Genomic DNA, 24652 nt, shown 5'->3' with positions numbered 1-24652 from the left:
TATTATCGTTTTGTTTTTGCGTAACCTACTGCAGGTCATATTTTTCGATATAGCAAGTCAATCGCCATGCAAAAACAAGATATATCGCTTGAAACGATAGCTCCGCGTCCTGCCTCAGAGGTTATGCGCCTTTCGCGTATGGGCTGTTTCCATCAACATCGTTTATCGTTTATGCGGGTGTTGTTGAGGCGCTTGAAATCACAGGAATGGCGCTTTGAGGCAGCTTTATTCGATATCGATAAACAGGGCGTTGGCGTTGCGGTTTATAGCGCCCATGGGCCAAAAAATACCTATTCTTTGGTGGCCTTTGCAAATGACTTGGCGCCCGAAAAACGCTCAGACCGGGTAATTGCAACAGAATGGGACGCCACGTTCACGCTGTTTGACGGTGTGCCATCCACGCAAGATATAGCGCGCTTGCGCCAAAATATTCCACTGCAAGAAGCAGGCCGCGCGCAAGAAAGCGAATTGACCATCTCACGCGCCAACCGATCCGTCCGACTTTGGGATCATGTAGTTCAGCGCTTGGCGACCGGCCAACAGCCTGATGCGACTTTGGTCGATCAAGTGGGATATTTAATGCGCACCACTGCGGTGTATGGATCGGGAAAATTTGGTGCGGCGGATCGGGAAACGCTGAAAGAGCGCGACGAATGTCAGGGCGCTTTTCAAATAGAGATGCTGACGGTCTTTCTGATACGCGCATTCGCATTGGATCTTGTCGAACATATGGCCCGCGCACAAGGTGGCCAACGCGCCGTTGTGCTTGATCCAAGCTTGCGTAGAAAATTTGGAATTGGCAATTCCACAGGGCTTGGCATGGCCCCGTTCTTAATCAACCACCCGATGCTTTTAAACAATTGGATTGCTGCCAAAGAAGAAGCTTTGGCGCGGGTGCGGCGCGTAGAATGGGCCAGCCAAGACGCCATAGATACGTTTCAAGAGCTGCTGCCACGCGCGTTGCAAAATATCAAAGATTGGCACTCAGAACATCCGTTACAAGTTCAAAAATTGGCTAAGCTTAAACCTGATATAGAGCAATTGATCGCGTATATTCCTGATTTCAAGTTCAATACGCCAGCGCCTTGGAACCAGCTTTTCTTATGGGGTCAAAAGAATTTAGGCCAAGATGGCCAAGAATTGCTGATCAGCCTGATGATGGAACCTTATGGAGATCTGATCGATGGGCTTAGCAGCTGCATGACTGCAGATGAGCTCACAGGGTTTCGGATCGATGGCAGCATGTCAATTGGGCGCCTAAAAGCGCTTTGCGAAATGATTTATGACTGGGCGCTGGAAATCGACTGGGCACAAAAACAACCCAATTCGCGCGCCTGGTACGTCTCTTGTGAAAAGCTCGAGCCGCGTCTGGGCGAACGTTTCGATGAAGATATCGCCGAATTTGAGCAACCGCTGCAACCGGGCCGCGATGCCGCGCGGCTTTATAAAGATCTGGATAGCATGCCAGACACCGCACAGGTGGCAGAGTTCTTAATGGCGCATCCCGAGCATCGCCATAGCGTGAGGCGGTGCCAGCTGGCGGCGCGCTGTGACTATGCGGAAATCCGCGACAATACGATCGATGCCGAAATGCTGCCCATTGACCTATTGCGGGCAAAGCTGTCATTTTTCGGCGCAACGCATTTTGACCCGCGTTCCGATCGTTGGGTGCGGATCAATATGTTCCGGATGGCCCCGTTTCCACACGAGCTCGCACAATCAGACCCGGATCATTGGACCTACCCGCCGCTCAGCGCCGCCGAATGAGCTATTCGTTAAATGAGTTTCAAGCCTTAGCACGCAAAGCGGCCCGCGGCAGCGGAGTGCCCTGGGGGATTGCAGAAGAAGCTGGTATGGCCGCCCGGTATTTATGCGAGCACGGGTTAAACGGAGCAGAATCGTTATGCCAAGCTTTGGGCCAGCCGCCCAAAACCAACCCGCTTTATATCGGGCCCGCTTTAAGCGATGGGGCGTGGGCGCAGCAAAATTGGCAGTCGTCGCAGCCGATGCACGCCCCAGCACTTTTAATTCCCTTCGCGGCTTTATCGCTGGCCGATACCGATATTTGGCTGCATATCGCTTGGGATGGCGTCAGTTTATATCTTTCAAAATCAGATTTGATCTATACGAAAATAGACCAAATTCACGCCGCGGGCCCAATAGAGGTAAGGATAGAAACGGGTGAAGCCGGCTTGGGAAAGACGCTCCAAAAATCCTCACGCGCGCAGATTTCAAAAGAATGTTATCGCGCCCTAGAGCGACTGGCGGAAAAAACCTATGCACCAGCAACCGAAGCCAGCAGATTGGCCGGCGCAGGTGCCGGGCTGAATGACAATGATTAGGCCAACTGACCGGCTTTGGCCAAATGCACCGGCCAAAGCCGTTACATGATACAGCATGATAGCAAATATTCTTGGTTCCGTCTGGGCGTCACATTGGCGATCGCAACGATTGGGAATGTGGGAATGTGGCTTATTATTGTCGTGATGCCCGCGATACAAAGCGAATTTCACATTGATCGTTCGGAGGCCGCGCTTCCCTATACGCTTACCATGATCGGGTTTGCCTTTGGCAATTTTATTATCGGTGGATTTGTGGATCGTTATGGGATCGTGCGGGTTCTTATAGCGGCCGCTGTGCTCAATGCGATCGGGCTTGCGGGGGCGGCCTCAGCATCCTCTATCGCTGTGATAAGCGGCTTTCAATTTTTGATTGGGCTCGGCAATGCTGCAACCTTCGGACCATTGATTGCCGATGTGTCACACTGGTTTTTAAAACGGCGAGGCATCGCGGTGGCGCTGGCCGCAAGTGGCAATTATTTTTCAGGGGCGCTTTGGCCATGGGTGCTCAAAGATGTCATCGAATTGCAGGGCTGGCGAAGCACTTACGTGGTTTTGGCGGGCCTATCTTTGGCAATCATGATGCCTTTGGCGCTGTGGTTGAAAGCGAAGCTCAACGCGGAAAGCAGCGCCCATGCGGATCATATTTCGCGCGAAAGATTGGCAATGACCACAATGTCCTCGAACCGCGTCACTGCGTTATTAGGGATTGCGGGTATTGCGTGTTGTGTGGCGATGTCGATGCCGCAGGTCCATATCGTAGCCTATTGCGTGGATCTGGGATTTGGCGCCGTGGTCGGCGCTGAAATGTTATCCTTAATGCTGTTGGGCGGCGTGGTGTCGCGGGTAATCTCGGGGGTTCTGGCGGATCGCTTGGGCGGGGTAAAAACGCTTTTAATTGGCTCGGTCTTGCAATGTTTGGGGTTGATCTTCTATCTGCCATCAAATTCGATGATGTCGCTTTATGCCGTGTCTTTGATGTTTGGTTTGGCGCAGGGCGGTATTGTGCCCAGCTACGCCTTGATTGTGCGGGAGTATTTGCCCGGGCATGAAGCCGGTAGCCGGGTTGGGTTTGTGTTGATGACAACAATCTTGGGGATGGCTCTGGGCGGTTGGATGTCAGGCTGGATCTATGTCAAAACGGGCTCATATGAGCTGGCCTTTATAAATGGCATCGTGTGGAATCTGCTGAATATGGCCATCGCAGGGTTTTTCTTATGGTGGTCTAAACCCTCAAGACCCGCCCCCATTCTGCCAATCGGCTAGGGGATGCAAAGCCCCAACGGGCCCTGATCCGAAGCCTTAGGCGACAAGACGCAGCAAAACGCAAAAAGCCCGCCATGACTGGCGGGCCTATCGCTTTGTAACATCAGTTTTATTTGACGGTTACGCCTGTTTGCTTTTCTTTTTAATAGGCGCCCAGATGCGCTTATTGGTCAGATAGAGAAGTGCCGCCAAAAGGCTAAGCATCAAAACACCCACAAATCCAGCGTGCTGACGCGCCATCATTTTTGGCTCGGCTGTCCACATCAAGAAGGCTGCAACATCCACCGCTTCATGCTCAATATCATTGGCATGCCCGTCATCATAATCAACATCCTCGCCATATAAAGGCGGGGCCATGCTGATCCAGCCACCTGGAAATGCGGTATTCTCATACAGCGTTACGCCCGCTTCTTCCTTTTCTTCACCTGTATATCCGGTCAGCAATGACGCGATATATTCCGGGCCACCCATACCGTTGATCAGCTGGCTGATACCTGTTCCATATGGGCCATGAAATCCCGCCCGCGCTTTCGCCATCAAAGAAAGATCGGGTGCACCTGCGCCATCATTTGCAGGAAAATGATCGGTTGGCTTGGCCTCGCGGTAATCTTCAAGATCCGCATCATAAACTTCGAAATTGGTCGCATAGGCGCGCACTTGATCCGACGTGAAATGCGGCCCACCCTCATCCGCCAAGGTGCGAATAGGCACATAGCGCAGACCATGACAGGCCGCACAGACTTCTGTGTAGACCTTTAAACCGCGTTGCAGCTGGTTTTGGTCAAACTTGCCGAACGGCCCTTCAAAAGAAAACGCATAATCTTCGATATGCTGTTCACCGCCACCAGCTGCGAACGCAGCGGATGCGGCAAAGGCAAGGGCAGTGACGGCCGTGATCGTCAGGTTTCTTAACATTGTTTTCTGTCCCTTTACTTATTCAGCCGGAGTGGCGTTTTTCGAGCCGTAATGCGCGTCAAAATCATCTTCAATGGTTTCGGGCACAGGCAATGGTTTTTCTAACACACCAAGCAGCGGCAGAATGACCAAGAAATAGGCAAACCAATAGGCAGACGCAATCAGTGAGAAGGTTGCATAGGGCTCTTCTGCAGGCATTGCCCCCAGCCACATTAGCACGAAGAAATCCACCACTAAGATTGCAAACCACCATTTCAACATGGGGCGGTAGCGCGCAGAGCGTACCGATGATGTATCAAGCCAAGGCGCCAAGGCCATAACAGCAATCGCCCCGAACATCGCCAAGACGCCGAAGAATTTCGCGTCGATGATCCCGCCCGTTACGAAGCTGGCCAATTGAACAACCCAGACTTCCGATGTGAAGGCGCGCAAAATAGCGTAGAAGGGTAAGAAATACCATTCTGGCACAATATGTGCCGGAGTCGCCAACGCGTTTGCTTCAATATAATTATCCGGATGGCCCAGATAATTTGGCATGAACCCTACGATCGCAAAGAACACGGCCAACAAAAGGGCCAAAGCAAACAAATCTTTGATCACAAAATAGGGCCAGAAGGGCACGGTGTCTTTCTCGGCTTCGGCTTTTGAGCCGCGGCGCACTTCCACCCCCGTTGGGTTGTTATTCCCGGTCGTGTGGAATGCCCAAATATGCACGATCACCAAACCTGCAATCAGGAAGGGAAATAGATAATGCAGGCTGAAAAACCGGTTCAGTGTCGCGTTATCGACCGCCGGGCCACCAAGCAGCAATGTTTGGATGGGCTCTCCGATAAACGGGATAGCGCCGAACAGACCTGTAATAACGGTTGCGCCCCAGAACGACATTTGGCCCCAAGGCAAAACATAGCCCATGAACGCTGTGCCCATCATTAGCAGATAGATCAACATGCCGATGATCCACGTGACTTCGCGCGGCGCTTTGTAAGAGCCATAATAAAGGCCACGGAAAATATGCGCGTAAACGGCAATAAAGAACAGCGATGCACCGTTCATGTGCAGATACCGGATCATATGCCCACCGTTCACATTACGCATAATGTGTTCGATAGACGCAAAAGCCATATCCACATGCGGGGTGTAATGCATTACCAAAACGATACCGGTGATAATTTGCAGCGCCAAACAAAAGGTCAGCACAATGCCCCAGATCCACATCCAATTGAGGTTTTTCGGCGTTGGAAGCATCAATGTATCATAGAGCAAGCCAACAACTGGCAAGCGGCTGTGCAGCCATTTCTGGCCAGATGTTTTCGGTTCAAAATGGTCGTGAGGGATTCCAGCCATTACAGTAACTCCTTAACCCAATTTGATTGTAGTATCGTCGACAAAAGCGGCCATAGGCACCGGCAAGTTCTCCGGAGCAGGGCCTTTGCGAATGCGACCAGATGTATCGTAATGCGATCCATGGCAGGGGCAGAACCAGCCGTGAAAGTCGCCAGCGCCATCGCCCAAAGGCACACAGCCCAAATGCGTGCACACGCCCATCATCACCAACCATTCACCAGTCTCGTCAAGCGCACGGTTTTCATCCGCTGCATCCAACTCTGGCGCATTGTTGTTGCGCGCTGACAAATCGATCAAATCATCCATGGCAACGCCGCGCGCTTCGGAAATTTCATCTTCCGTCCGGCGACGGATGAAGACGGGCTTGCCCAGCCATTTTACAGTCAGCTGCGTGCCCGGTTCGATCTCTGAAATATCCACACGAATCGAAGACAAGGCCTTCACATCGGCAGATGGGTTCATCTGGTTGACCAAAGGCCAAACCGCTGCGCCCGCTGTTATGGCGCCGGCGCCTGCTGTGGCATAGTAGAGAAAATCTCTCCGGGTGCCTTCGTGATCTTCTGCATGTGACACGAGGTAAACTCCATTCTTCGTCTAAATAATCGTTCTTACAACGCGAGACCAAGATGCGGCCTCTGCTCTTTTCATGGGGCTATTTAGCCCCGCTTATGGACTTCGTCCAGCACACTCTTGAAACCGCGCCGTTTTGGCGCGGCTCTAAACCCATTTTTAACTAATTTTTTTGGCTTTTTTTCAAAAGATCCTGAAAATATTCGCTCTCTTGCAGGTTTCATGGGCGTATCAGACCTCCCACCGCCGTTTAAACGGCAAAAACGAATCTTTTGTCTTTAAACTTTGGCGCCAAAAGCAGCCTTTTCACGGGTCCTTTAAACCGCATGGGCATTACCGCTTTGCTCCACCTTTGAAAGACCCGCCAGATCTACGAATATTCACAGATTGAGGGTATAGGCATCAACGCCCATCCCTCCGTTGGCTCTTAAATCACTTCCGAACCAATATTTCATAACTTTCAGAAATATCACGCGTCAAAGCGCCCACGTCAAAATGATAATCGCCAATCTGGCCAACCGGTGTGACCTCGGCTGCTGTGCCCGTCAGCCAGCATTGCTCAAACCCTTCCAGCTCTTCTGGCATAATATGCCGCTCGATCACACGAATACCTTTTTCTTTAAGCATTTCGATAACCGTTTGACGGGTTATTCCGTTCAAAAAGGCATCCGCTGTCGGCGTATGTACTTCGCCATCTTTGACAAAGAAAATATTGGCGCCCGTGGCCTCGGCAACATAGCCGCGATAATCAAACATCATTGCATCGCTGCAGCCTTTGGCTTCGGCCGCATGTTTTGACATGGTTGCGATCATATAAAGCCCCGCAGCTTTGGCTTGCGAAGGCGCCGTGGCCGGATCGGGCCGGCGCCATTTTGCGATATCCAGCTTGGCGCCCTTCATCTTGGCATCGCCATAATAATTGCCCCACGACCACACAGCCACCGCCATGCGTACGGGATTGCGCGAGGAGGCAACCCCCATATCCGGCCCCGCGCCGCGCCATGCAAACGCGCGCACATAAGCGTCGCTCAGGCCATTAGCCTGCAAAGCCGCCTCTTTCGCGGCTTCGATATCCTCTACAGAATAAGGAATTTCGAAATCGATCAATTTTCCCGAAGCCAATAAGCGCTCTGAATGCGCCCGACTTTTGAAAATCTTGCCACCATAAGCGCGCTCGCCTTCAAACACCGAGCTGGCATAATGCATCGCATGGCTCAGCACATGAACTTGCGCGCTTCGCCAATCAACCAATTGGCCGTCAAGCCAAATCTTTCCATCGCGATCATCATATCCTAATTCCACAGCGCGCCCTTTCTCAGATTCTTATAGCAATTTATTCATATTATTTCAAAAACTGCGTCAATTGTGGTATAAAGTTACCAATAAACTCGGTTTTGCTAACAGTTGACGCTTGGAATGTCAACAAGACTGACATAAACTGCCAGATGAAATCAGTCGGAGATTTGGCATGGAGAACCCTTCCTTATCGCACCCCCTCGGGCATCGCGCTATGGGTGAAACGCTGCTTTACCTGACGGATGATCAATTAAGGCAGGGCATTGAGGCAATGTTTTTCGCCTATCGTGGTTTTACCGCTGATCCAGATAGGATACTTGAATTGCACGGCTATGGACGGGCCCATCACAGGGCCTTGCATTTTATCAACGGCGCGCCGGGCACGAATGTGAACAACCTGCTGCAAATTTTGGGCGTGACCAAACAATCGCTAAACCGCGTATTGCGCAAATTGATCGCAGATGGGTTGGTCACCAGCCAAGTCGGGCAGCGCGATAAGCGGGAACGGCATTTGGCATTGACCGAAACCGGCCATGCCCTCGAACAAAAGCTATCCGATGCACAGCGCCGGCGAATGCGCAGCGCGTTCCGGCAAGTCGGTCCCGAGGCAGTTGCCGGATTTCGCAAAGTGTTAGAAGCGATGATGGATCCGGATATGATGACAGCTTATTCCCAACTGCGCGAGGATGGGGCTTAAATGTTGATTCCACATATTTTGATCATTGATGATGATGAGCGCATTCGCGATCTGCTCAAGAAATATTTGCTGCGCAATGATTTCAACGTGACCACCGCCGATGATAGCCACCATGCCCGCAACTTGCTGGGGGGGCTTGCCTTTGATTTGATCATCTGTGACGTGATGATGCCCGGTCAGGATGGGATTTCGCTGACCAAAGATCTTCGCCGCAAAATTGACACACCAATTTTGCTGTTAACCGCGAAAGGCGAGATCGAGGATCGCATTGGCGGCCTTGAGGCAGGTGCTGATGATTATCTTTCAAAACCTTTCGAGCCCAAAGAATTGCTGTTGCGCCTACATGCAATTTTACGCCGCGTTCCAACCGATCTGGATCAAGGCGCGGGGCCTAAAATAATTACGCTTGGGCAGATCAGATATGACATGCAGCGCAAAGAACTTTGGAAAGCCGATGAGCAAATCCGCCTGACCGCCACTGAAAGCGCGTTAATGGGCATTTTGGCGCAAAGCGCGGGCAGGCCCATCCGCCGCGAGGATCTGATGAGCGAACTAGGGCGCGATCAAAGCCAAGGCCAAGACCGCGCAATCGATGTTCAAATCACCCGGTTGCGCCGAAAAATTGAGCCGGATTCAAAACAACCCCGCTATCTGCAAACAGTTCGCGGCGAAGGCTATATGCTGAATCCGGATTAGGGCTTTACGCTGGCGGTCACGTAATTCACGCTGAGATCCCGGTCAGACAATCGCCATTGCCAGCTAAGCGGATTGAAAACAAAGCCTTTGCGATCCACAACCGAAAGGCCCGCAGCTTCGATAAAACCAGACAATTCATCCGGGGTGATAAATTTTGACCATTCATGCGTGCCTTTGGGCAACCATCGCATCACATATTCCGCACCCACAATCGCCATGGCAAAACTTTTGGCGTTGCGGTTGATCGTAGAGCACACCATCAGCCCCCCCGGTCTCAGAAGCTCTTGGCAGGCTTTTAAATATCCTTGCGGATCGGCGACATGCTCGACCACCTCCATATTTAATACCGCATCAAACTCGCGGCCCTGTTCCACAAGGCTTTCGGCCGTGCCAGCGATATACTCGATCTGCAGGTTTGATTGATCGGCATGGGCTTGCGCCACAGGAATATTGCGCGCTGCTGCATCCACCCCGGTGACCGTTGCGCCCAATCTAACCATCGGCTCGCAGAGCAAACCACCCCCGCATCCTATATCCAGAATGCGCAATCCCTCAAAGGGGTTGCCTTGCGCAAGATCGCGGTCAAATTCTGCCGCTATCTGCGCAATGATATAATCCAATCGGCAAGGGTTAAGCATGTGAAGCGGTTTAAACTTGCCATTGGGGTCCCACCACTCTGCGGCCATCGCCTCAAATTTGGCAATCTCTTTAGCATCTACGGTAAATTCTGCGCCGCTCATAGGGTTCTCCGTCTGGTCTTTTGCACTATAAATCACATATAGTGCGTTCATGGATAAATTCTCAGATCAAAAACGCGCATATCAGCATTTATATCCTACCGTCGATCCATTTTCTGCAGAGATTATCGATACGGGGGATGGTCACCACATTTATATCGAGCAATGTGGAAACCCACAGGGGCGCCCGGTTGTGGTTGTTCATGGCGGGCCCGGCGGAGGCTGTAGCCCGATCATGCGGCGCTATTTCAATCCAGAACAATACCATATTATCCTTTTTGATCAGCGCGGTTGCGGGCGCAGCAAGCCGCAGGCCAGCGTGACCAACAATACCACCTGGCATCTGGTGCAAGATATGGAAGCGATGCGGCAGCGACTGGGTCTTGAAAAATGGGCGTTATTCGGAGGCAGTTGGGGCGCCACATTGGCGTTGATCTATGCTCAAACCCATCCAGAACGGGTGAGCCATCTCATTCTGCGCGGCGTCTTCACAATGACTCAGAATGAATTGGCGTGGTTTTATGGCGGCGGGGCCAGCCAGTTTTGGCCCGACGCCTGGGAAAAATTTATAGAAAAAATCCCGGAAGACGAACGAGATGATTTGATTGCAGCCTTTCACCGCCGTTTGTTCAGCGGAGATCTGCGCGTTGAAATACAGTTTGGCCGGATATGGTCAGCTTGGGAAACCGCATTGGCCTCGGTGTATTCGGATGGCCGTGGAGGTGAAGCACCAAGCGATTACGCGCGCACTTTCGCAAGATTAGAGAACCATTATTTCATCAATAACGGGTTCTTGGACCATGACGGACAAATCTTAAACGCCATGGAGCGGATCGCCCATATCCCCGGGTGGATCGTGCAAGGCAGATATGATATGATTTGCCCGCCCAAAACTGCGATCGAGCTGTCCAAAGTTTGGCCCAAATGCGATTTAAAAATGATCAAAAACGCAGGCCACGCGATGTCGGAACCTGGCATCAGCGTCGAGCTTGTTAAAATCATGGACCGGATCGCGCTGTCTGATTATTAAACCCAATAGATCGCGCAAACGCCCTAATTTCAAATAAATAGGGGGCCATGGCGCCTTTAAAATGGATCACGAGTAAATGCCCAAACGCAACCAAGCCGCTTTAGATTTCTTATTAACGCGACGCTCAAGGCCAGCAAAAACCTTAAGCCTCCCCGCGCCAGATCAAGAACAATTGCGTGATGTTTTAACGGCAGCGCTGCGCACGCCCGACCATGGTAAATTAGAACCTTGGCGCCTGATCGTTTTAACGTCAGACAGTTTGGATGAATTGGCCGGCATTGCCGAAGCCTGCGCGCTCGAGGCGCAATTAGACGCCTCTGCAGTTGAAAAAGCCCGCCAACCTTTTGACCAAGGCCATGTGGCAGTGGCCGTGATCGAGGTTCAAAAACCATCAGAGAAAATTCCCACAATCGAACAAACCTATTCGGCCGGCGCAGTCTGCCTCGCTTTGCTGAATGCCGCCCTTGCCGCCGGTTGGGGTGCGAATTGGCTATCGGGATGGGCCAGCCACAATCGCAGCTTTGTAGAAAATGGCCTTGGATTAAGCGCCCATGAGCGCGTGGCTGGTTTGATTTATTTAGGCACCGAAACTAAAACACCTCCAGAACGCCCACGGCCCAATCTTGAGCAGAGCGTGACCTGGCGGTAAGCTTTTACACGCCGCACTCAAAAAGTTCGATATCTTGGCCACTTTTCAACCGCGCCAAACCTGCAGATTTTGCCACCACCTCATTGCGCACATGCATCCTTGCATCGCTTGACAATAAAATCTGATCGCTCTCGGACAAATCACAAATATTGAAGGCGATATTCACATCTTTGCCCAAAATATCAAATTGGATGGTTGATTTGCCCACGGTGCCAGCAACCAATGAGCCGCTATGGATGCCCACATGCAACCCAAAAGAAGGCTCAAACGCATTGGCAATATCGCGCAGCATCAAACTGGCAGAGACGCAGGATTTCACCGCTTCGGGTGCTGGCCGCGCTAAGCCGCCCACGGCAACGATCGCATCGCCCACCGTTTTCACCTTATCTAAACCGAATTTGGTGAACACCTGTTCAAACGCTTCCACCAGCGTTTGCAAAGTTTTAACCACAATTTCAGGATCATTCTGCTCACAAAACGCGGTAAACCCCACCAGATCACAGATCAAAATAGCAACGTCATCATAGCGCCGAGAATGCACGCGCCCAGTGGATTGAAGCTCTACGGCGACATCGTTGGGCAGCACTGTTTTCAATACCTCTTGAGAGCGCTGCTTGTCGCTTTCCACTCGGCTAAGATACAGATCTTCGCTATCTTGCAAACGCTTCTTTTCAAGGCAGGCGCCAACCCGCGCCTTCAGCAATGTGGCGTTAAACGGCTTGGTAATGAAATCATCAGCCCCACTTAAAATACACTCAGCCGCCGTCTCAACCTCATCAGAGGCAGTGACCATAACAACTGGAATTTTGCGATAACGTGGATCAGACTTTAAGATTTTAAGCACCTCAAGGCCGCTCATATCAGGCATCATAAGGTCCAAAAGCACCAAATCAAATTCAGCGCTTTCAACAGAGCCTAGCGCGGCTTTGCCGCAATCGGCTAAAGAAACATTGGCATATCCATCGCGCTTCAACCGGCGCTCTAAAGTGAAGCGATTTGCTTCAATATCATCGACAACAAGGATCTTTGCCTGTTCTTTATTAGTCATTTCACCGCCCCAATGCTGCGTTAATTTTGGCCAGCAATCGGGGCAGGTCCACCGGCTTTGTATCATAATCATCACAACCTGCCTGCAGGGCGCTTTGCTTATGCTCTTCCATCGCATGCGCGGATAAAGCAATGACTGGAATCCCTTGCGTGGCGGGATCTGCCTTGATCGCCCGCGTTGCAGCCCACCCATCCATTTTGGGCAAACTCAAATCCATAAGAATTAAATCGGGGGATTCACTATGCGCCATAGCCACCCCGGCAAGCCCATCACCCGCGATCACCATGTCAAAGCCTTTGCGCGTTAAGCGCCGCTTCAGCATATAAACGTTATCTTCATTATCCTCGATATATAATATTTTCAACATCAGCGCACCGCCCCGCTGATTGTTTCGATCGCTTGCGCGATGTCATCGGCAATAAGCGCCACGCTTTCGGTATTTTTTTCAATCACGCGCAAGGTTTCCTGCGATAAAATTTTGCGCTCTTCAGAACTTAGATCGGCACCCGTTAACACCAAAACCGGGATTGATTTAAACTTGGTTGCCTGCAGCTTTTGCAGAAACTCAAACCCGTTCATCACGGGCATCAACAGATCAAGCAAAATCAAATCGGGCAGTTCATTGTGGTTTTCCAAGACAGAAAACGCCTGTTTCCCATGGCACGCCTCAAGCACTGTCGCGCCGGTTTTTTCTAGGATTTCTTTCACGGTAAAGCGCAGGTCTTGATCATCTTCGATCACGCAGATGGTTGCGGCTTTTTTCTGGCCAATAAGCCGTTGCACCGAAGAAATAAGATAATCCCGCTCGATCGGCTTGGATAGAAAATCTGCCGCACCCAAGGCAAAACCTTTGTTTTTTTCATCCAAAATTGACGCCATAATCACTGGGATATGGCGACTTTCGGGATCGGCCTTCAACGCTCGAAGCGTTGACCATCCGTCAATCTCTGGCATCAAAATATCCAAGGTGATCACATCGGGCTGGTGGGTTTTGGCCAAAGACAGGCCTTCCTTGCCCGATCTGGCGATAAGCACCGCATACCCGTTTTTGACCAGTTGCCGCTGCATCAACGCACTGATCGTTGGATCATCATCGATGATAAGCACTTTCTTACCCGTTGGTTCACCGCCGGGGATCACCCGCGTTATCAAAGGTTCAGCGCTGGCGTTTTCGGTATGCATATGCCCGGCATTGTTCAACGCGAAACTTGCGGTGAATACCGTGCCTATGCCCTTTTCGCTCTGCACGCTGACATCACCCCCCATCAGCTGCGCAAGCTGCTTTGAAATGGTGAGCCCCAAGCCGGTTCCGCCATATTTGCGGGTGGTCGAACTGTCGGCTTGTACAAAAGCATTGAACAAACGGCCCACCTGTTCTTCATCCATGCCAATACCAGTATCGGCAACATCCACTTTGACCAAATCGCCTTGCGGCGTGGATTGCCGGCTGACGGTCAAAGATATTTGGCCATTTTCGGTAAATTTGGTGGCGTTGGAAATCAAATTCAGAAAAATCTGCTTTATCCGCGTTTGATCATTTGTCACCTCATCGATCGACTCCAAGAAAGTTAAAGCAATTTCATTATTATTTTGCTCGACCAGCGTTTGGGTGGTTTGAATCACGCCATGCAGCAAAGGCTCTAATTCGAATGTTTCATTATATAACTCGACTTTGCCCGCCTCAATTTTTGATAGGTCTAGAACATCATTGATCAGCGTCAGCAAATGCTTGCCGGCGCTAAAGACACGGTCAAGCGGCTCGATAAAATCCTCCAAACCATCATCAACACAATCTTCCTTCAACATTTCAGTAAGGCCAATAATGGCGTTTAATGGGGTGCGCAATTCATGGCTCATATTGGCCAAAAACTGACTTTTCGTTTGGTTGGCCGCATCCGCCGCTTGTTTGGCTGTGTTGAGCTCTTCCACCAAATTATTCAGCTCTTCTTCACGGTTGGTCAAATCACTCACATCCACAAACACTTGCACCATGCCGCCATCTTCGAGGCGTTTACTGGTGATTTGAAGATGCGACCCATCTGCCATCCTTGGCAGCAAATTTATAGCCGTTCCGGTCAACGCCTGGCGTTGCGCCACTCGGTCTTTTAAGAATTCTTGCTTATCAACCCCTTCATCTAAAGAAAAAATGCCCCCATCAACAAGCTTTCCAGTTTCGTTAATGTAGGGTTGCCCTGGTTCAAGCGGCACGCCGAAGCGATCAAAAAACTTATTCACCCAGACCAGATGATCCTTGGCATCCCAGACCATAATCCCGGCTGAAATACTGTTCAACACATCCTGCGAGCGTTTTTCGATATCTGCCATGCGCAGCTGTATTTTCTTTTGATCATCGATATTTTCAACCAACCCATAGAATTTGGCCGCACGCCCCTGTTCATTCCAAAGGGCTTTGCCGCGTGTGCGGTACCAATTCAATTGGCCTGTATCCGATCGGATTCGGTGATCGCATGAAAATAGCGGGGTTTGCTTTTTAAAATGTGCGATCATCGCGGATTTATACGCCGCACGATCTTCTTCAAACACAGCATCCAAACGATCCATTTGCAGCCTGCTCATATTTTTTTCAGCTGCCGGCCCAACGCCTTCGGGGATTGAAAAGCTGGTCTGGCCATTTTCAATATTCCACTCGAAGACAAATGCATTCAGCGCATGCGTTACCCCAACATAACGCCGCTCTTTATCTTCTAGCTCGGCCTCATGCTTTTTAAGCGTGGTGATATCGGTATAGAGCTGCAGGTAATTGCCCGAGCTCAAAGGCTTATTGGTCAAAAGCAGCACCCCGCCATCGCGCAGGGGCAGCTCGATCCGCGAGCCCCCATCCTGGGCATACATATCGGCCTTACTCTGCCGCAGATAGGCCTCAATATCTAAATCGGGAGGTAACTTTAAAAATCCACAATCAATATTTTGTTGCACAACTTCTAAGCGTGAGATGCCCGGTTCGAGAGACACCCCAACCTCTTTTTGAAGTTCGTTGAAAAATCGATTTACGAAAACCAGGCGATCATCTTCTGTCCAAACGCATACGCCGCTTGGAAGAGTGTCCAAACTTTCAATTAAAACTGCGTTCAAATCTGATTGTTCTAAAGAATTCATCTTATTCATTCCGCCTGTTTTCACATTACAAACGTCACCCACGTTTTAAGATCTAGATTAACGAAGATTATTTTAACCTGTCTATGGGGAAACCAAATTCCCTTGGGTCATATCCAATCAAAGAAAGCCAAAACTCAGCAAAAGATTTTTAAAAAATTGGTTTAAATTGTTAAAAATACTTTTTCAGAGACAAGAGCCGGGAAACGTGGTTTCTCTAAGGCCGAACAATTCCCGCTGATCTCAGGCAAAATATCGGTAAAGTGATTGAATTATTATTCCGTGACGGCTGATTAATTTTCGTCTTTTCATCAATATTCTTGTCTGTTTGTCAAAACGAACAATTAGAATGTTGTCACGACCTTCGACTTGCTGAATACTGTTGTGAAACCAAAGCCGTAAAGCCGCAAAATCAATGTATATAACCATTCCAGCTTTGGCCCAATTTAAAACCCTGGTGCGAGGAAAGAATCTGTGACTGAAACGCCCAAAGACCAAGAAACAGAATTGAAAGATCTTAAAAAGGAACTTTCACGCCTACGCTTAGAAGCCAATTTGCGTAAGTCATTGGCAACCCAGCTGGAAAAACAAAAAAAGGTTGCCGAAGACGCAAAGGCTGAGGCGCAGTCGAAAACCCAGCAAATGGAAGACGTATCGGGGCAATTGGCAAAATATCTTTCGCCCCAAATTTACGAATCGATCTTTAGCGGCAAGCAGAATGTCGAGGTAAAAAGCTACCGTAAAAAAATCACTGTATTTTTCTCTGATATTGTAAATTTCACAGCCATATCTGACAAATTGGAATCCGAAGAGCTTACCGCGTTATTAAATTTTTATTTAAACGAAATGTCGCAGATCGCGCTGAAACATGGCGCGACAATTGATAAATATATCGGTGATGCGATCATGATTTTCTTTGGCGATCCGGAAAGCTTCGGAATTGAAGAAGATGCCCGAAGATGCGTAGCGATGGCGGTTGAAATGCAACAACGAATGGCCGAGTTATGGGGTTATTGGAGCAAACATTTTGGCTTAAAAAAAGATTTGGAAATCCGCGTTGGGATCAATACCGGATATTGCACCGTGGGCAATTTCGGCAGTGAAGACCGGCTTGATTATACCGTGGTGGGCGCTGCAGTTAATTTGGCCTCACGTTTGGAAAGCGCCGCGATGCCATCGGGAATATTGGTCTCTGAGGAAACCTATTTTCAAGTGAAAGACTATTTTAGCTTTGACGCCCCCCAACAGCTTGAATTGAAAGGGTTAGAGCGCGGTGTGATCGCCTATGAAGTTGATATTAGTGATACGTCTCGCGCTGAAACAAAGAATTTTGAAGGTGAGAATTTTCAGCTAAAGCTTACGAAACATCCGCTGGATCTGGAAGAATTGGAAACCCTTAAAAAGATCATTGATGAACTTTCAGAACCGCAACCGGAAGAAAATGTTGCCTAAATTTTCACGATAGCAGGCATATGCCGCAAAAGCTGGTGACAAACAGCCAAATGCACCGCGCTTGCCCCATAACATAACTCTGTAGGGTAATATGGACACGCAGGAAAAAACCGTTTTATTTTCGGATATTGTTGGCTTCTCGCGGCTGGTTGAGAGGGATGAACACCGCGTCATCACCCGCCAACAAACCCTACATACTAGGCTGCTTCATCCGCTTTTATCTCGCTATCACGGACGCTTGATTAAAACCACCGGGGATGGGTTTTTATGCCTTTTTGAGGCTGCTCAAGACGGGTTTGATTTTGCAACAGCGCTGCTAAGCGGGGTGAAAGCCTTCTGCGATGAAGATCCCAACAGCGATGTTTTCGTGTATCGGATTGGGCTGCATCATGGACCAGTTATAGAATTGGCAGGGGATGTTTTCGGATCTACCGTCAATATCGCCTCGCGGTTGGAAAGTATTTCAAAACCGGGATCTATCTGCACCTCTGAGCACTGCCTCGGCAAAATGTCAACGCAGGCGCAACAGGCCTTTGATGCCCAAGGTCTTCAACGGCTTAAAAATATAGACCGTCCAATTGCATGCTTTATGAGCGCGCCAGATTTTAATCCGAGCCATCCGCGCAGCGCAATTTTGGGAAAACAGCTCGATCAGCAAATCAGCTATTGTACAAGTGCCGATGGCTGCGCAATTGCCATGGCCAGTTTGGGGCAGGGCCCGGTGCTTTTAAAATCGCCAAATTTTGTAACACATCTGGATGCTGATTGGCGCAGCCCGTTATGGCGCCATATTTTCGAAAATCTTTCTTCTGAGCATCAATTGCTGCGCTTTGATCAACGCGGTAATGGGCTGTCAGAGCGCCACCCGGAAACAATATCATTTGACGCGTTTGTAGATGATATCATGGCGGTCTCAAACACCATTCAAGATGAAAAATGCGTGCTCTTTGGTGTTTCGCAAGGCTGCGCCTCGGCGATTGAATTTGCATATCGCCATCCCGAGCGCGTCAAGGGTTTAATTTTCTTAGGCGGGTTTGCGCAAGGCGCCAATAAGCGACCATCCGCCAACCCATCGCAAACTGACTTGGAAATTCAGATGATTCAAACCGGGTGGGACTCTGATATCCCGGCCTTCCGGCAGTTTTTTGCAAACACTATGATTCCCGATTCGAACCAGGCGGAAAAAGATGCGTTTGATCGGTTGATGCAACTGAGCACCAGCGCAGAAAATGCGGCCGCAATCTCTCGGGTGAATGCCGAAATTGATGTGACCAACCGCTTAGAGCAGATCACCCTGCCAACATTGATCATGCATAGCCGCGGCGATCAACGCGTACCAATGGATCAATCTCAGATAATGGCAGATAAAATGCCCAATGCCCGCTTTGTGCCGCTTGACTCAACAAACCATCTTATTTTGGAACAAGATGCCGGATGGCCAGTGTTTCAACAAGAAGTGTCCAAGTTTTTAGCGTCTTTGTAACGGGGTTTGACAGACCGCCAGCTCGGGTGGCAAAGACCCCAGTTCAATGCTGTAAATAATAAACCCGCTCTGGCGTTGCTGGTTTGGAGGGCTTATTAAGCCGGTGTGATTATAATGCCCCTTTGGCCGAGCGCGTTTTCGATGATACCGGCTCAAAATTAGAAAGAAGGAACGATCATATGATTCTTGTGGGTGGAGAGAACCTGATTGACTTTGTACAAACCGGCACGCCGGATGGGGCGGCTTTGTACCAAGCCATTCCAGGCGGTTCTTGTTACAACTGCGCAATAGCGACAGCCCGGCAAGGCCAAGATGTCACCTATATGACGCCCGTTTCAGAAGATGCTTTGGGAGCAATGCTGGAAGCGCGCCTGGCACAAGATAATATTGCCTTGGCCGCCCAGCGCGTGTCGCAGCCAACATCGCTGGCGGTTGTTTCGCTGGCGGATGGCATTCCAAGCTATCAGTTCTACCGTGAGGGCACAGCGGAACGCCAGATATCCTATCAGCAATTGATCGAGACTTGTCCCGCCAAGGCAACGGCGTTTCATATTGGCTCTTTGGCCTTGATCACCGGTGCGGATGCCCAAGCCTGGGAGGCGTTTTTTGAAAGCTGCGCCGAAAAAGGCATGATGACCTGCCTAGATCCCAATGCCAGGCCGGGATTGATTGCCAATAAAGCAGAATATGTAGAGCGCGTGTTGCGGCTTTTGGGCTCGGCAACACTGGTCAAGCTAAGCGATGAAGATCTGGCCTATCTGCTTCCAGAGCTGCCTTTGCTAGAGGCATTTGAAAAGATCCGCGCGCTGAGCAATGCCGCATTGCTGGTGCTGACAATGGGCCAAAAAGGCGCGATCGGCGCAACCGCGCAGCACAAAATCGCGGTGCCTGCGGGCGTTGCATCCCCTCTGGCCGATACGGTGGGGGCGGGCGACACCTTTATGGGCACTTTAATCGCGCAGATCACCAAAAATGGCTGGGACACGCATAAGGCACTTTCATCCTTAAGCCCTGAGAATTTGCAAAGCCTGTTAGAAGTCGCCGCAACAGCGGCAGCGCTGAACTGCGAACGCGCGGGATGTAACCCACCCTATCTAGAAGAGCTTCACCTCTAAAACTGCGCAAAAAACGCTGCGGAATTTTGCAAATATATTCTTAACACAATACCCAAAATTGATAATATGGCAGGGCAGATGTAACGGCGCGTCGGCGGCCCAACCCCTCCCCATGCCTTTGGCCAGAGCAGACCCGCAAAACCCGAGGAAACAAGCTGATGAGCGATACAAAACCCAAAGCCCTGTTGGAACAAGCCGGAAGGGATATGGCGGGGGCCGTCTCAGTGCGGCTGTGCAGTCTTGGTATTGAACTGGGGCTTTTTAAAGATTTGCACACACACGGGCGCTCTACCTCAGCGCAACTGGCAGCGCGCCTGCAATTAAACGAACGTTATGTTCGCGAATGGCTGCACGGGATCGTGCTCAGCGGCTATGTGATGTTTGATAAAGCCACGCGCGAAGCCTGGCTAAGCCCAGATCAAGCACAGCTATTGGTGGAAGACGGCGGCCGCTTTGCCCAATATGGTGCCTTTAAATTGCTGAACAGCGCGTTATTGCCCTATGAAAAGCTGCGCGAGGCCTTCAAATCTGGTGGCGGCGTCGGGTTTGAAGATTATCCGCCAGCGCTTTGGCAGGCGCTGGATCACACGGGCTGCGCGCGGTATCGTAATTTCTTGGTAAAAGATTGGTTGCCCCATATCCCAGCGTTGACGCAGCGCTTAAAAAAAGGCGCCAGATTTGCCGATTTTGGCTGCGGTACGGGCAGGTCCACGATTGAGTTGGCGAAGCTATTTCCCGAGTCAGAATTTATTGGCTATGATGCATTCTCGCCAAATATAGAACAGGCCGGCGTCAACGCAAAAGAGGCTGGCGTTGACCGTAATATCACATTTAAACATTGGAATATGGATGAAGGCAGCCCGGGCCAATATGATATTGTCGCCACGTTTGATTTAATTCACGATCTGCCAAACCCGGCGCTTGGCTTAAGAACCCTGAAACATTCTATGGCCCAGGATGGGATGTTTTTGCTGATGGATATCGAAGCCACAGAAGATCCGGTTGATAATTCAGGCCCGTATGGCGTGTTTAAATTGGGCATCAGTCTACATTTTTGTATGACCACCTCAATGTGGCAGGGCGGAGAAGGTATGGGAACGGTGGGTCTCTCCGATTCTGTGTTGCGCAACCTCTGCGCCGAGGCAGGGTTTTCTGAGGTGCAGAAAATTAATATCAAGCACCCGCTCAATTCTTTATACCTCATCACCTAAAAAGTGGGGGGCTGGGCCATTATGGTGCGTCCGAAAATAGGGCGCGATTCTGTACCCCAGCCAGGATCTGCGCAGCAGATCCGCCCGAAGGCTTGCGCGCTAAATTCGCACATACCCAGATAAAGGTTTTCGCTGCATAAAATTCACGCATTCCTTCCCCTATCTGCACAAAACCACGGATGATTATGTATGAGCTATGATTTTTCTGCATAGCAGCAATTCAAAATAAGTATTTCTGCGGTGCAGAAAGATATGGTACCAATAGAGTACGGTCTACCTCCTCCCAGATCGTAAAAACCGAAAATATATCCTCCCAGATTATTCGGTATCTCGAGACGCTAGAAATAGCGTCTCTTTTTTTGGGGCGAGTCACAACAATTAAGGGGTATGCTGTCCGTAAACCCCATCAACAGGGGCAAAGGCAATCGCCTTTAGGCGTAAGAAGCCCTTGCGATGCAACCTGATTTAACGATTAATGCACACATAAAATTTCAGAAAAGAGGTTGGCATGCAGCAAAACGAAAAAATTGGATTTATCGGCGTGGGCCTGATGGGCCATGGCATGGCCAAAAATATTTTACGCGCGGGATATCCTGTGACCGTAATCGCGCATAAAAACCGCGTGCCGGTTGAAAATCTGCTGTCGCTGGGCGCGCAAGAGGCCGGCAGCCTAGAAGCGCTGGCCAAAGGCTCAACGCTGGTATTCATCTGTGCCCCAGGTTCGCCTCAGGTCGAACAGATTATCGCGGAACTCACCCCTAATCTGTCAGAAAACGCCGTTATCATCGATTGCTCAACATCCGACCCCACCTCCACCCTAAAACTAGCAGAAAATTTGAAATCAAAGCGCATTCATATGGTGGATGCCCCGTTAGGGGGCACGCCGGTGCAAGCAGAAGAGGGCGCGCTATCTGCGATGGTGGGCGCCGATCAGCCGGTTTTTGCGCGGATCAAACCAGTGATCGAAAGCTGGGCTGCAACGCTCGTGCATATCGGCGCGGTTGGCGATGGCCACCGTATGAAATTGCTAAATAATTTTCTATCGCTGGGCTATGCCGCCATGTATTCCGAAGCGCTGGCCTTAGGGGCTAAAATGGGAATTGATGCCAAGCGCTTTGACAGCGTGATCCGCGGTAGCCGGATGGATTGTGGGTTTTATCAAACCTTTATGGGTTACGCGCTGGATGGCAATCGTGAGGCCCATAAATTCACCATGACCAACGCGCTCAAAGATCTGCGCTATCTCGAAAGCATGGCCAATGAGGCAAGCATTGCAAATCCAATTGGAAATGCCGCGAAAAGTAGTTTTGCGCGCGCCATGGCCATGGGTGGCGATGGCCCAGAGGATTACGTGCCCCATTTGGTAGATTTTGTAGCGCGGGAAAACGGGCTGAAAACGCGCTAAACGCACCCTAATTTCAGCGCAGCCACTGCCCGGCTCAACGGCGCGCCGATAGCTTTTGCGAGGCAGGCGGCACTTGTCGTTTAAACTCACGTATCGCTACAAAAACCCCGGAGGCAATGATTAAAAAGATTCCAAAGGCCGAACTTAAGCCCGGCACTTCCTGCCAAAATATATAACCCCATAAAACGGCCAAAATGACCGTAGAATATTCAAAAGGGGCCACCAAACCAGCGCTACTGCTGCGATAGGCTTGGCTGATAAGATAGCCACCAGACGCGCTGAAAAACCCCGCAGCTACGAATAAAAGAACATCTCTGCCGCTGGGCCATGCCCATGCGCGCAATATAAACTCAGCCGAAGGATGGCCCAACCCGGCAAATCTTCCATCTCCAAACATCAAACCCATCCCAAGGCACACGACAATAAAGACCAATTGGATATAAAGCGACATGGTGATGGGCGATTCCGCGAGCCCCATCGAACGGGTGATCGTGTGCAAGGTGGCATAGGCAATCGCGGATAAAAGCGGCAAAATCACCGCCCATTGAAACGCTGCACTGCCGGGCTTTACGATGATCAAAACGCCGAGCAAGCCGACCAAAAGCGCCGTCCAGCGCCAGACACCTACATATTCCCCCAAGAAAAATGCCGAAAATCCCGTTATTAACAGCGGCGCGATAAAGAAAATCGCCGAGGCCTCCGCCAGTGGCAAGGCAGCCAAGCCTGCAAAAAAAGCAAAATTTGCCACCACCACGCTTAGCCCGCGCAAAATATGGCGCGACAGGCGGCGGGTTGAAAACATGGTTTTTAAGGGCACCCCTCGCCCGAAAAGGAACAAAATGAATGCCATTCCAAAAAGCGAGCGGAATAAAATAACTTCATGAAGCGGTAAGCTATCGGTAAAATATTTTACCGTAATATCGTTTAAGGAAAACGCCAAAGACGCACCCATCACGCATAGAATGCTTAACCTGGCCTGATCTGACACCAGCGCTTGGGACATAACGGGGCTTCCTCTTCGTATCTCTAGCCTTGCTCTAACCGACCAAGACCCCTTGCTGCAGCTTCATTTGCGACAAGAGATGACGGGCCAAGCGGATCAACGCAGATTTTATGCCTTCCGGCCCGCATGGCTCAGCGCACCCACGGTTAGCCAACTGCCCAAGATCAAAGGCAGCGCCAAACCAAAGGAATAGCGAATGCCAAAATTTTCTGCCACAAAACCCAATAAAGGCGGCGCCAAAAGAAACGTTACAAACGAGAATTGCGCCAAAGCTGCTACATTTTCTGGGGATGAGCGATCGCCTCTTTGCGCCGCCGCCGAGATCGCCAAAGGGAAAATAACTGCAGTTCCCGCACCCAAAAATACAAACCCAATCAGGGCCAAAGTGGAATTGGGCGTAAACGACACCACGCCAGCGCCCAAAGCCAGCGCGATCAAAGATACCCGCGCCACCCGCTCAGCGCCATGGCGATCCACAACGGGGTCAGCAAAAAACCGAATGATAAATTGCCCCAAAGCTCCTAATGTCAGCGCCAATCCATTTACAAAAGCGCTTTCCTCAAAAACATCGCGCATATAAATCACCGACCAATCAATCAAAGCCCCTTCAAGCAGCATGGCAGATAATGTAAAGGCAACCAAAACCATGATCCCACGGGTTGGACGGGCCAATTTTGGCGGGCCATCATGATCGGCGCCGCGGATTGGCGCTGGCTGATACCTTGCCAAAAATAACAGCGTTAACGCAACCGAAACAAGCCCGGTCAAGCTTAAATGCAGGCCTGCAGGCACGCCCAACTGCGCCACGAACGCGCCCAGCAAACCCGTGGCGAAAAACCCTAAACTCCAAAAAGCATGCGACCGGTTCATAATCCGCCGACCCGCCAGCGCCTCAACCCGGTCGGCTTCGACATTCACCGCAACCTCCACAACGCCAATCGCCAAACCCGCCAGAAAAAACCATCCAAAGAAAACATAAGGGCTGGTGGCCAAACCGGCCAAAGCTTCACCAATACCCATCAACAGCATGCCAAAGAACATTACTTTTCGAAATCCCAACCGCGACAAGACTGAACTGGCCATCAATAATGAGACTTGCACCCCCAGCGCGGCACCGGTAACCGACAGCCCCAGCGCCGCAGGCCCAATGCCCATTTGCAATTGCAAATCCCCAAGCCGCGGGAAAATAGCCCCCAGACTGAACGCATAGATAAAAAACGAAAAATAGACATTCCATACCAAAGGTAGGCGGAATTTTATTCCCATAAGACATCCTGTTTCT

General features: G+C 50.5%; 22 protein-coding genes. 12 read left to right on the top strand and 10 right to left on the bottom strand.

Translation table 11 applies throughout. The features are described 5' to 3' along the window. The first annotated feature begins 66 nt into the window (after nucleotides 1-66). Genes UM181_06065 through UM181_06055 form a run of 3 tightly spaced genes read left to right on the top strand, consistent with a single transcriptional unit; the run spans nucleotide 67 to nucleotide 3605 of the window. The gene (locus UM181_06065) at nucleotides 67-1767 is read left to right on the top strand and encodes a hypothetical protein (protein ID WQC64166.1); all 1701 of its coding nucleotides are present in this window, start codon (nucleotides 67-69) and stop codon (nucleotides 1765-1767) included. Then, entirely contained in the window at nucleotides 1764-2342 is a 579-nt protein-coding gene (locus UM181_06060; GenBank protein ID WQC64165.1) for a DUF3726 domain-containing protein, read from the top strand. Before UM181_06065 ends, UM181_06060 begins: the two co-directional genes overlap by 4 nt. Before the next feature lie 45 nt (nucleotides 2343-2387). Next, nucleotides 2388-3605: an MFS transporter gene (locus UM181_06055; protein WQC64164.1), complete on the top strand. Its 1218-nt coding sequence runs from the start codon at nucleotides 2388-2390 to the stop codon at nucleotides 3603-3605. A 120-nt stretch (nucleotides 3606-3725) separates the two neighbouring features. Here the strand turns inward: UM181_06055 and UM181_06050 are convergent, their stop codons facing one another. The 4 genes from UM181_06050 to UM181_06035 form a co-directional block, all read right to left on the bottom strand. Then, nucleotides 3726-4520: a cytochrome c1 gene (locus UM181_06050; GenBank protein ID WQC64163.1), complete on the bottom strand. Its 795-nt coding sequence runs from the start codon at nucleotides 4518-4520 to the stop codon at nucleotides 3726-3728. Between the two features lie 18 nt (nucleotides 4521-4538). Next, on the bottom strand, nucleotides 4539-5864 hold the full coding sequence (gene petB / locus UM181_06045; protein ID WQC64162.1) for a cytochrome b: 1326 nt from the start codon (nucleotides 5862-5864) through the stop codon (nucleotides 4539-4541). A 12-nt stretch (nucleotides 5865-5876) separates the two neighbouring features. Next, nucleotides 5877-6437 (bottom strand): ubiquinol-cytochrome c reductase iron-sulfur subunit, encoded by a 561-nt coding sequence (gene petA, locus UM181_06040; GenBank protein ID WQC64161.1) that lies wholly within the window; start codon nucleotides 6435-6437, stop codon nucleotides 5877-5879. Between the two features lie 429 nt (nucleotides 6438-6866). Further along, on the bottom strand, nucleotides 6867-7736 hold the full coding sequence (locus tag UM181_06035) for a branched-chain amino acid aminotransferase (protein ID WQC64160.1): 870 nt from the start codon (nucleotides 7734-7736) through the stop codon (nucleotides 6867-6869). Nucleotides 7737-7902: 166 nt separating this feature from the next. Between UM181_06035 and UM181_06030 the strand changes: the two genes are divergently transcribed. Beyond that, nucleotides 7903-8427, top strand: coding sequence for a MarR family transcriptional regulator (locus UM181_06030; protein ID WQC64159.1), 525 nt, complete (start codon nucleotides 7903-7905; stop codon nucleotides 8425-8427). Next, nucleotides 8428-9123 carry a response regulator gene (locus UM181_06025; GenBank protein WQC64158.1) on the top strand — a complete coding sequence of 232 codons (696 nt, stop codon included), beginning with the start codon at nucleotides 8428-8430 and terminating at the stop codon, nucleotides 9121-9123. On the opposite strand, the gene ubiG is transcribed toward UM181_06025, so the two are convergent. Beyond that, nucleotides 9120-9863 (bottom strand): bifunctional 2-polyprenyl-6-hydroxyphenol methylase/3-demethylubiquinol 3-O-methyltransferase UbiG, encoded by a 744-nt coding sequence (ubiG, locus tag UM181_06020; protein WQC64157.1) that lies wholly within the window; start codon nucleotides 9861-9863, stop codon nucleotides 9120-9122. The genes UM181_06025 and ubiG overlap by 4 nt on opposite strands. A gap of 49 nt (nucleotides 9864-9912) precedes the next feature. Between ubiG and pip the strand changes: the two genes are divergently transcribed. Together pip and UM181_06010 are read left to right on the top strand one after the other, a co-directional pair. Next, nucleotides 9913-10890 (top strand): prolyl aminopeptidase, encoded by a 978-nt coding sequence (gene pip / locus UM181_06015; protein ID WQC64156.1) that lies wholly within the window; start codon nucleotides 9913-9915, stop codon nucleotides 10888-10890. 76 nt (nucleotides 10891-10966) lie between these two features. Next, nucleotides 10967-11539: a nitroreductase gene (locus UM181_06010; protein WQC64155.1), complete on the top strand. Its 573-nt coding sequence runs from the start codon at nucleotides 10967-10969 to the stop codon at nucleotides 11537-11539. 4 nt (nucleotides 11540-11543) lie between these two features. On the opposite strand, the gene UM181_06005 is transcribed toward UM181_06010, so the two are convergent. Genes UM181_06005 through UM181_05995 form a run of 3 tightly spaced genes read right to left on the bottom strand, consistent with a single transcriptional unit; the run spans nucleotide 11544 to nucleotide 15713 of the window. After that, complete coding sequence (locus UM181_06005) at nucleotides 11544-12587, bottom strand: adenylate/guanylate cyclase domain-containing protein (GenBank protein ID WQC64154.1); 1044 nt, start codon at nucleotides 12585-12587, stop codon at nucleotides 11544-11546. A gap of 1 nt (nucleotide 12588) precedes the next feature. After that, nucleotides 12589-12954 (bottom strand): response regulator, encoded by a 366-nt coding sequence (locus UM181_06000; GenBank protein ID WQC64153.1) that lies wholly within the window; start codon nucleotides 12952-12954, stop codon nucleotides 12589-12591. Then, on the bottom strand, nucleotides 12954-15713 hold the full coding sequence (locus UM181_05995; protein ID WQC64152.1) for a response regulator: 2760 nt from the start codon (nucleotides 15711-15713) through the stop codon (nucleotides 12954-12956). The genes UM181_06000 and UM181_05995 overlap by 1 nt, the downstream gene beginning before the upstream one ends. Nucleotides 15714-16175: 462 nt before the next feature. On the opposite strand from UM181_05995, the gene UM181_05990 reads away from it, so the two are divergent. From UM181_05990 to UM181_05970, 5 genes are all read left to right on the top strand, one after another. Beyond that, nucleotides 16176-17153 (top strand): adenylate/guanylate cyclase domain-containing protein, encoded by a 978-nt coding sequence (locus tag UM181_05990; protein WQC64151.1) that lies wholly within the window; start codon nucleotides 16176-16178, stop codon nucleotides 17151-17153. Between the two features lie 91 nt (nucleotides 17154-17244). Further along, nucleotides 17245-18636, top strand: a complete 1392-nt coding sequence (locus tag UM181_05985) for an alpha/beta fold hydrolase (GenBank protein WQC64150.1) — start codon at nucleotides 17245-17247, stop codon at nucleotides 18634-18636. Nucleotides 18637-18815: 179 nt separating this feature from the next. After that, nucleotides 18816-19751, top strand: a complete 936-nt coding sequence (locus UM181_05980; GenBank protein WQC64149.1) for a carbohydrate kinase — start codon at nucleotides 18816-18818, stop codon at nucleotides 19749-19751. A 158-nt stretch (nucleotides 19752-19909) separates the two neighbouring features. Next, entirely contained in the window at nucleotides 19910-20962 is a 1053-nt protein-coding gene (locus UM181_05975) for a class I SAM-dependent methyltransferase (GenBank protein ID WQC64148.1), read from the top strand. Between the two features lie 508 nt (nucleotides 20963-21470). Then, nucleotides 21471-22367: an NAD(P)-dependent oxidoreductase gene (locus UM181_05970; GenBank protein WQC64147.1), complete on the top strand. Its 897-nt coding sequence runs from the start codon at nucleotides 21471-21473 to the stop codon at nucleotides 22365-22367. A gap of 34 nt (nucleotides 22368-22401) precedes the next feature. On the opposite strand, the gene UM181_05965 is transcribed toward UM181_05970, so the two are convergent. Further along, nucleotides 22402-23370, bottom strand: coding sequence for a DMT family transporter (locus tag UM181_05965; protein WQC64146.1), 969 nt, complete (start codon nucleotides 23368-23370; stop codon nucleotides 22402-22404). Nucleotides 23371-23478: 108 nt separating this feature from the next. Next, complete coding sequence (locus UM181_05960) at nucleotides 23479-24636, bottom strand: MFS transporter (GenBank protein ID WQC64145.1); 1158 nt, start codon at nucleotides 24634-24636, stop codon at nucleotides 23479-23481. Between the last annotated feature and the right edge of the window lie 16 nt (nucleotides 24637-24652).

The organism is Alphaproteobacteria bacterium US3C007 (genome assembly GCA_034423775.1).
Lineage (GTDB): Bacteria > Pseudomonadota > Alphaproteobacteria > Rhodobacterales > Rhodobacteraceae > Thalassovivens > Thalassovivens spotae.
Note: the sequence above shows the minus strand (reverse complement) of the source record. Positions and strands in the feature narration are given on the sequence as shown.

Coding starts and splice junctions, on each gene's coding strand:
- UM181_06065 (WQC64166.1), top strand. CDS start 67: ATGCAAAAACAAGATATATCGCTTGAAACGATAGCTCCGCGTCCTGCC.
- UM181_06060 (WQC64165.1), top strand. CDS start 1,764: ATGAGCTATTCGTTAAATGAGTTTCAAGCCTTAGCACGCAAAGCGGCC.
- UM181_06055 (WQC64164.1), top strand. CDS start 2,388: ATGATACAGCATGATAGCAAATATTCTTGGTTCCGTCTGGGCGTCACA.
- UM181_06050 (WQC64163.1), bottom strand. CDS start 4,520: ATGTTAAGAAACCTGACGATCACGGCCGTCACTGCCCTTGCCTTTGCC.
- petB (WQC64162.1), bottom strand. CDS start 5,864: ATGGCTGGAATCCCTCACGACCATTTTGAACCGAAAACATCTGGCCAG.
- UM181_06030 (WQC64159.1), top strand. CDS start 7,903: ATGGAGAACCCTTCCTTATCGCACCCCCTCGGGCATCGCGCTATGGGT.
- UM181_06025 (WQC64158.1), top strand. CDS start 8,428: ATGTTGATTCCACATATTTTGATCATTGATGATGATGAGCGCATTCGC.
- ubiG (WQC64157.1), bottom strand. CDS start 9,863: ATGAGCGGCGCAGAATTTACCGTAGATGCTAAAGAGATTGCCAAATTT.
- pip (WQC64156.1), top strand. CDS start 9,913: ATGGATAAATTCTCAGATCAAAAACGCGCATATCAGCATTTATATCCT.
- UM181_06010 (WQC64155.1), top strand. CDS start 10,967: ATGCCCAAACGCAACCAAGCCGCTTTAGATTTCTTATTAACGCGACGC.
- UM181_06005 (WQC64154.1), bottom strand. CDS start 12,587: ATGACTAATAAAGAACAGGCAAAGATCCTTGTTGTCGATGATATTGAA.
- UM181_06000 (WQC64153.1), bottom strand. CDS start 12,954: ATGTTGAAAATATTATATATCGAGGATAATGAAGATAACGTTTATATG.
- UM181_05995 (WQC64152.1), bottom strand. CDS start 15,713: ATGAATAAGATGAATTCTTTAGAACAATCAGATTTGAACGCAGTTTTA.
- UM181_05985 (WQC64150.1), top strand. CDS start 17,245: ATGGACACGCAGGAAAAAACCGTTTTATTTTCGGATATTGTTGGCTTC.
- UM181_05980 (WQC64149.1), top strand. CDS start 18,816: ATGATTCTTGTGGGTGGAGAGAACCTGATTGACTTTGTACAAACCGGC.
- UM181_05975 (WQC64148.1), top strand. CDS start 19,910: ATGAGCGATACAAAACCCAAAGCCCTGTTGGAACAAGCCGGAAGGGAT.
- UM181_05970 (WQC64147.1), top strand. CDS start 21,471: ATGCAGCAAAACGAAAAAATTGGATTTATCGGCGTGGGCCTGATGGGC.
- UM181_05965 (WQC64146.1), bottom strand. CDS start 23,370: ATGTCCCAAGCGCTGGTGTCAGATCAGGCCAGGTTAAGCATTCTATGC.
- UM181_05960 (WQC64145.1), bottom strand. CDS start 24,636: ATGGGAATAAAATTCCGCCTACCTTTGGTATGGAATGTCTATTTTTCG.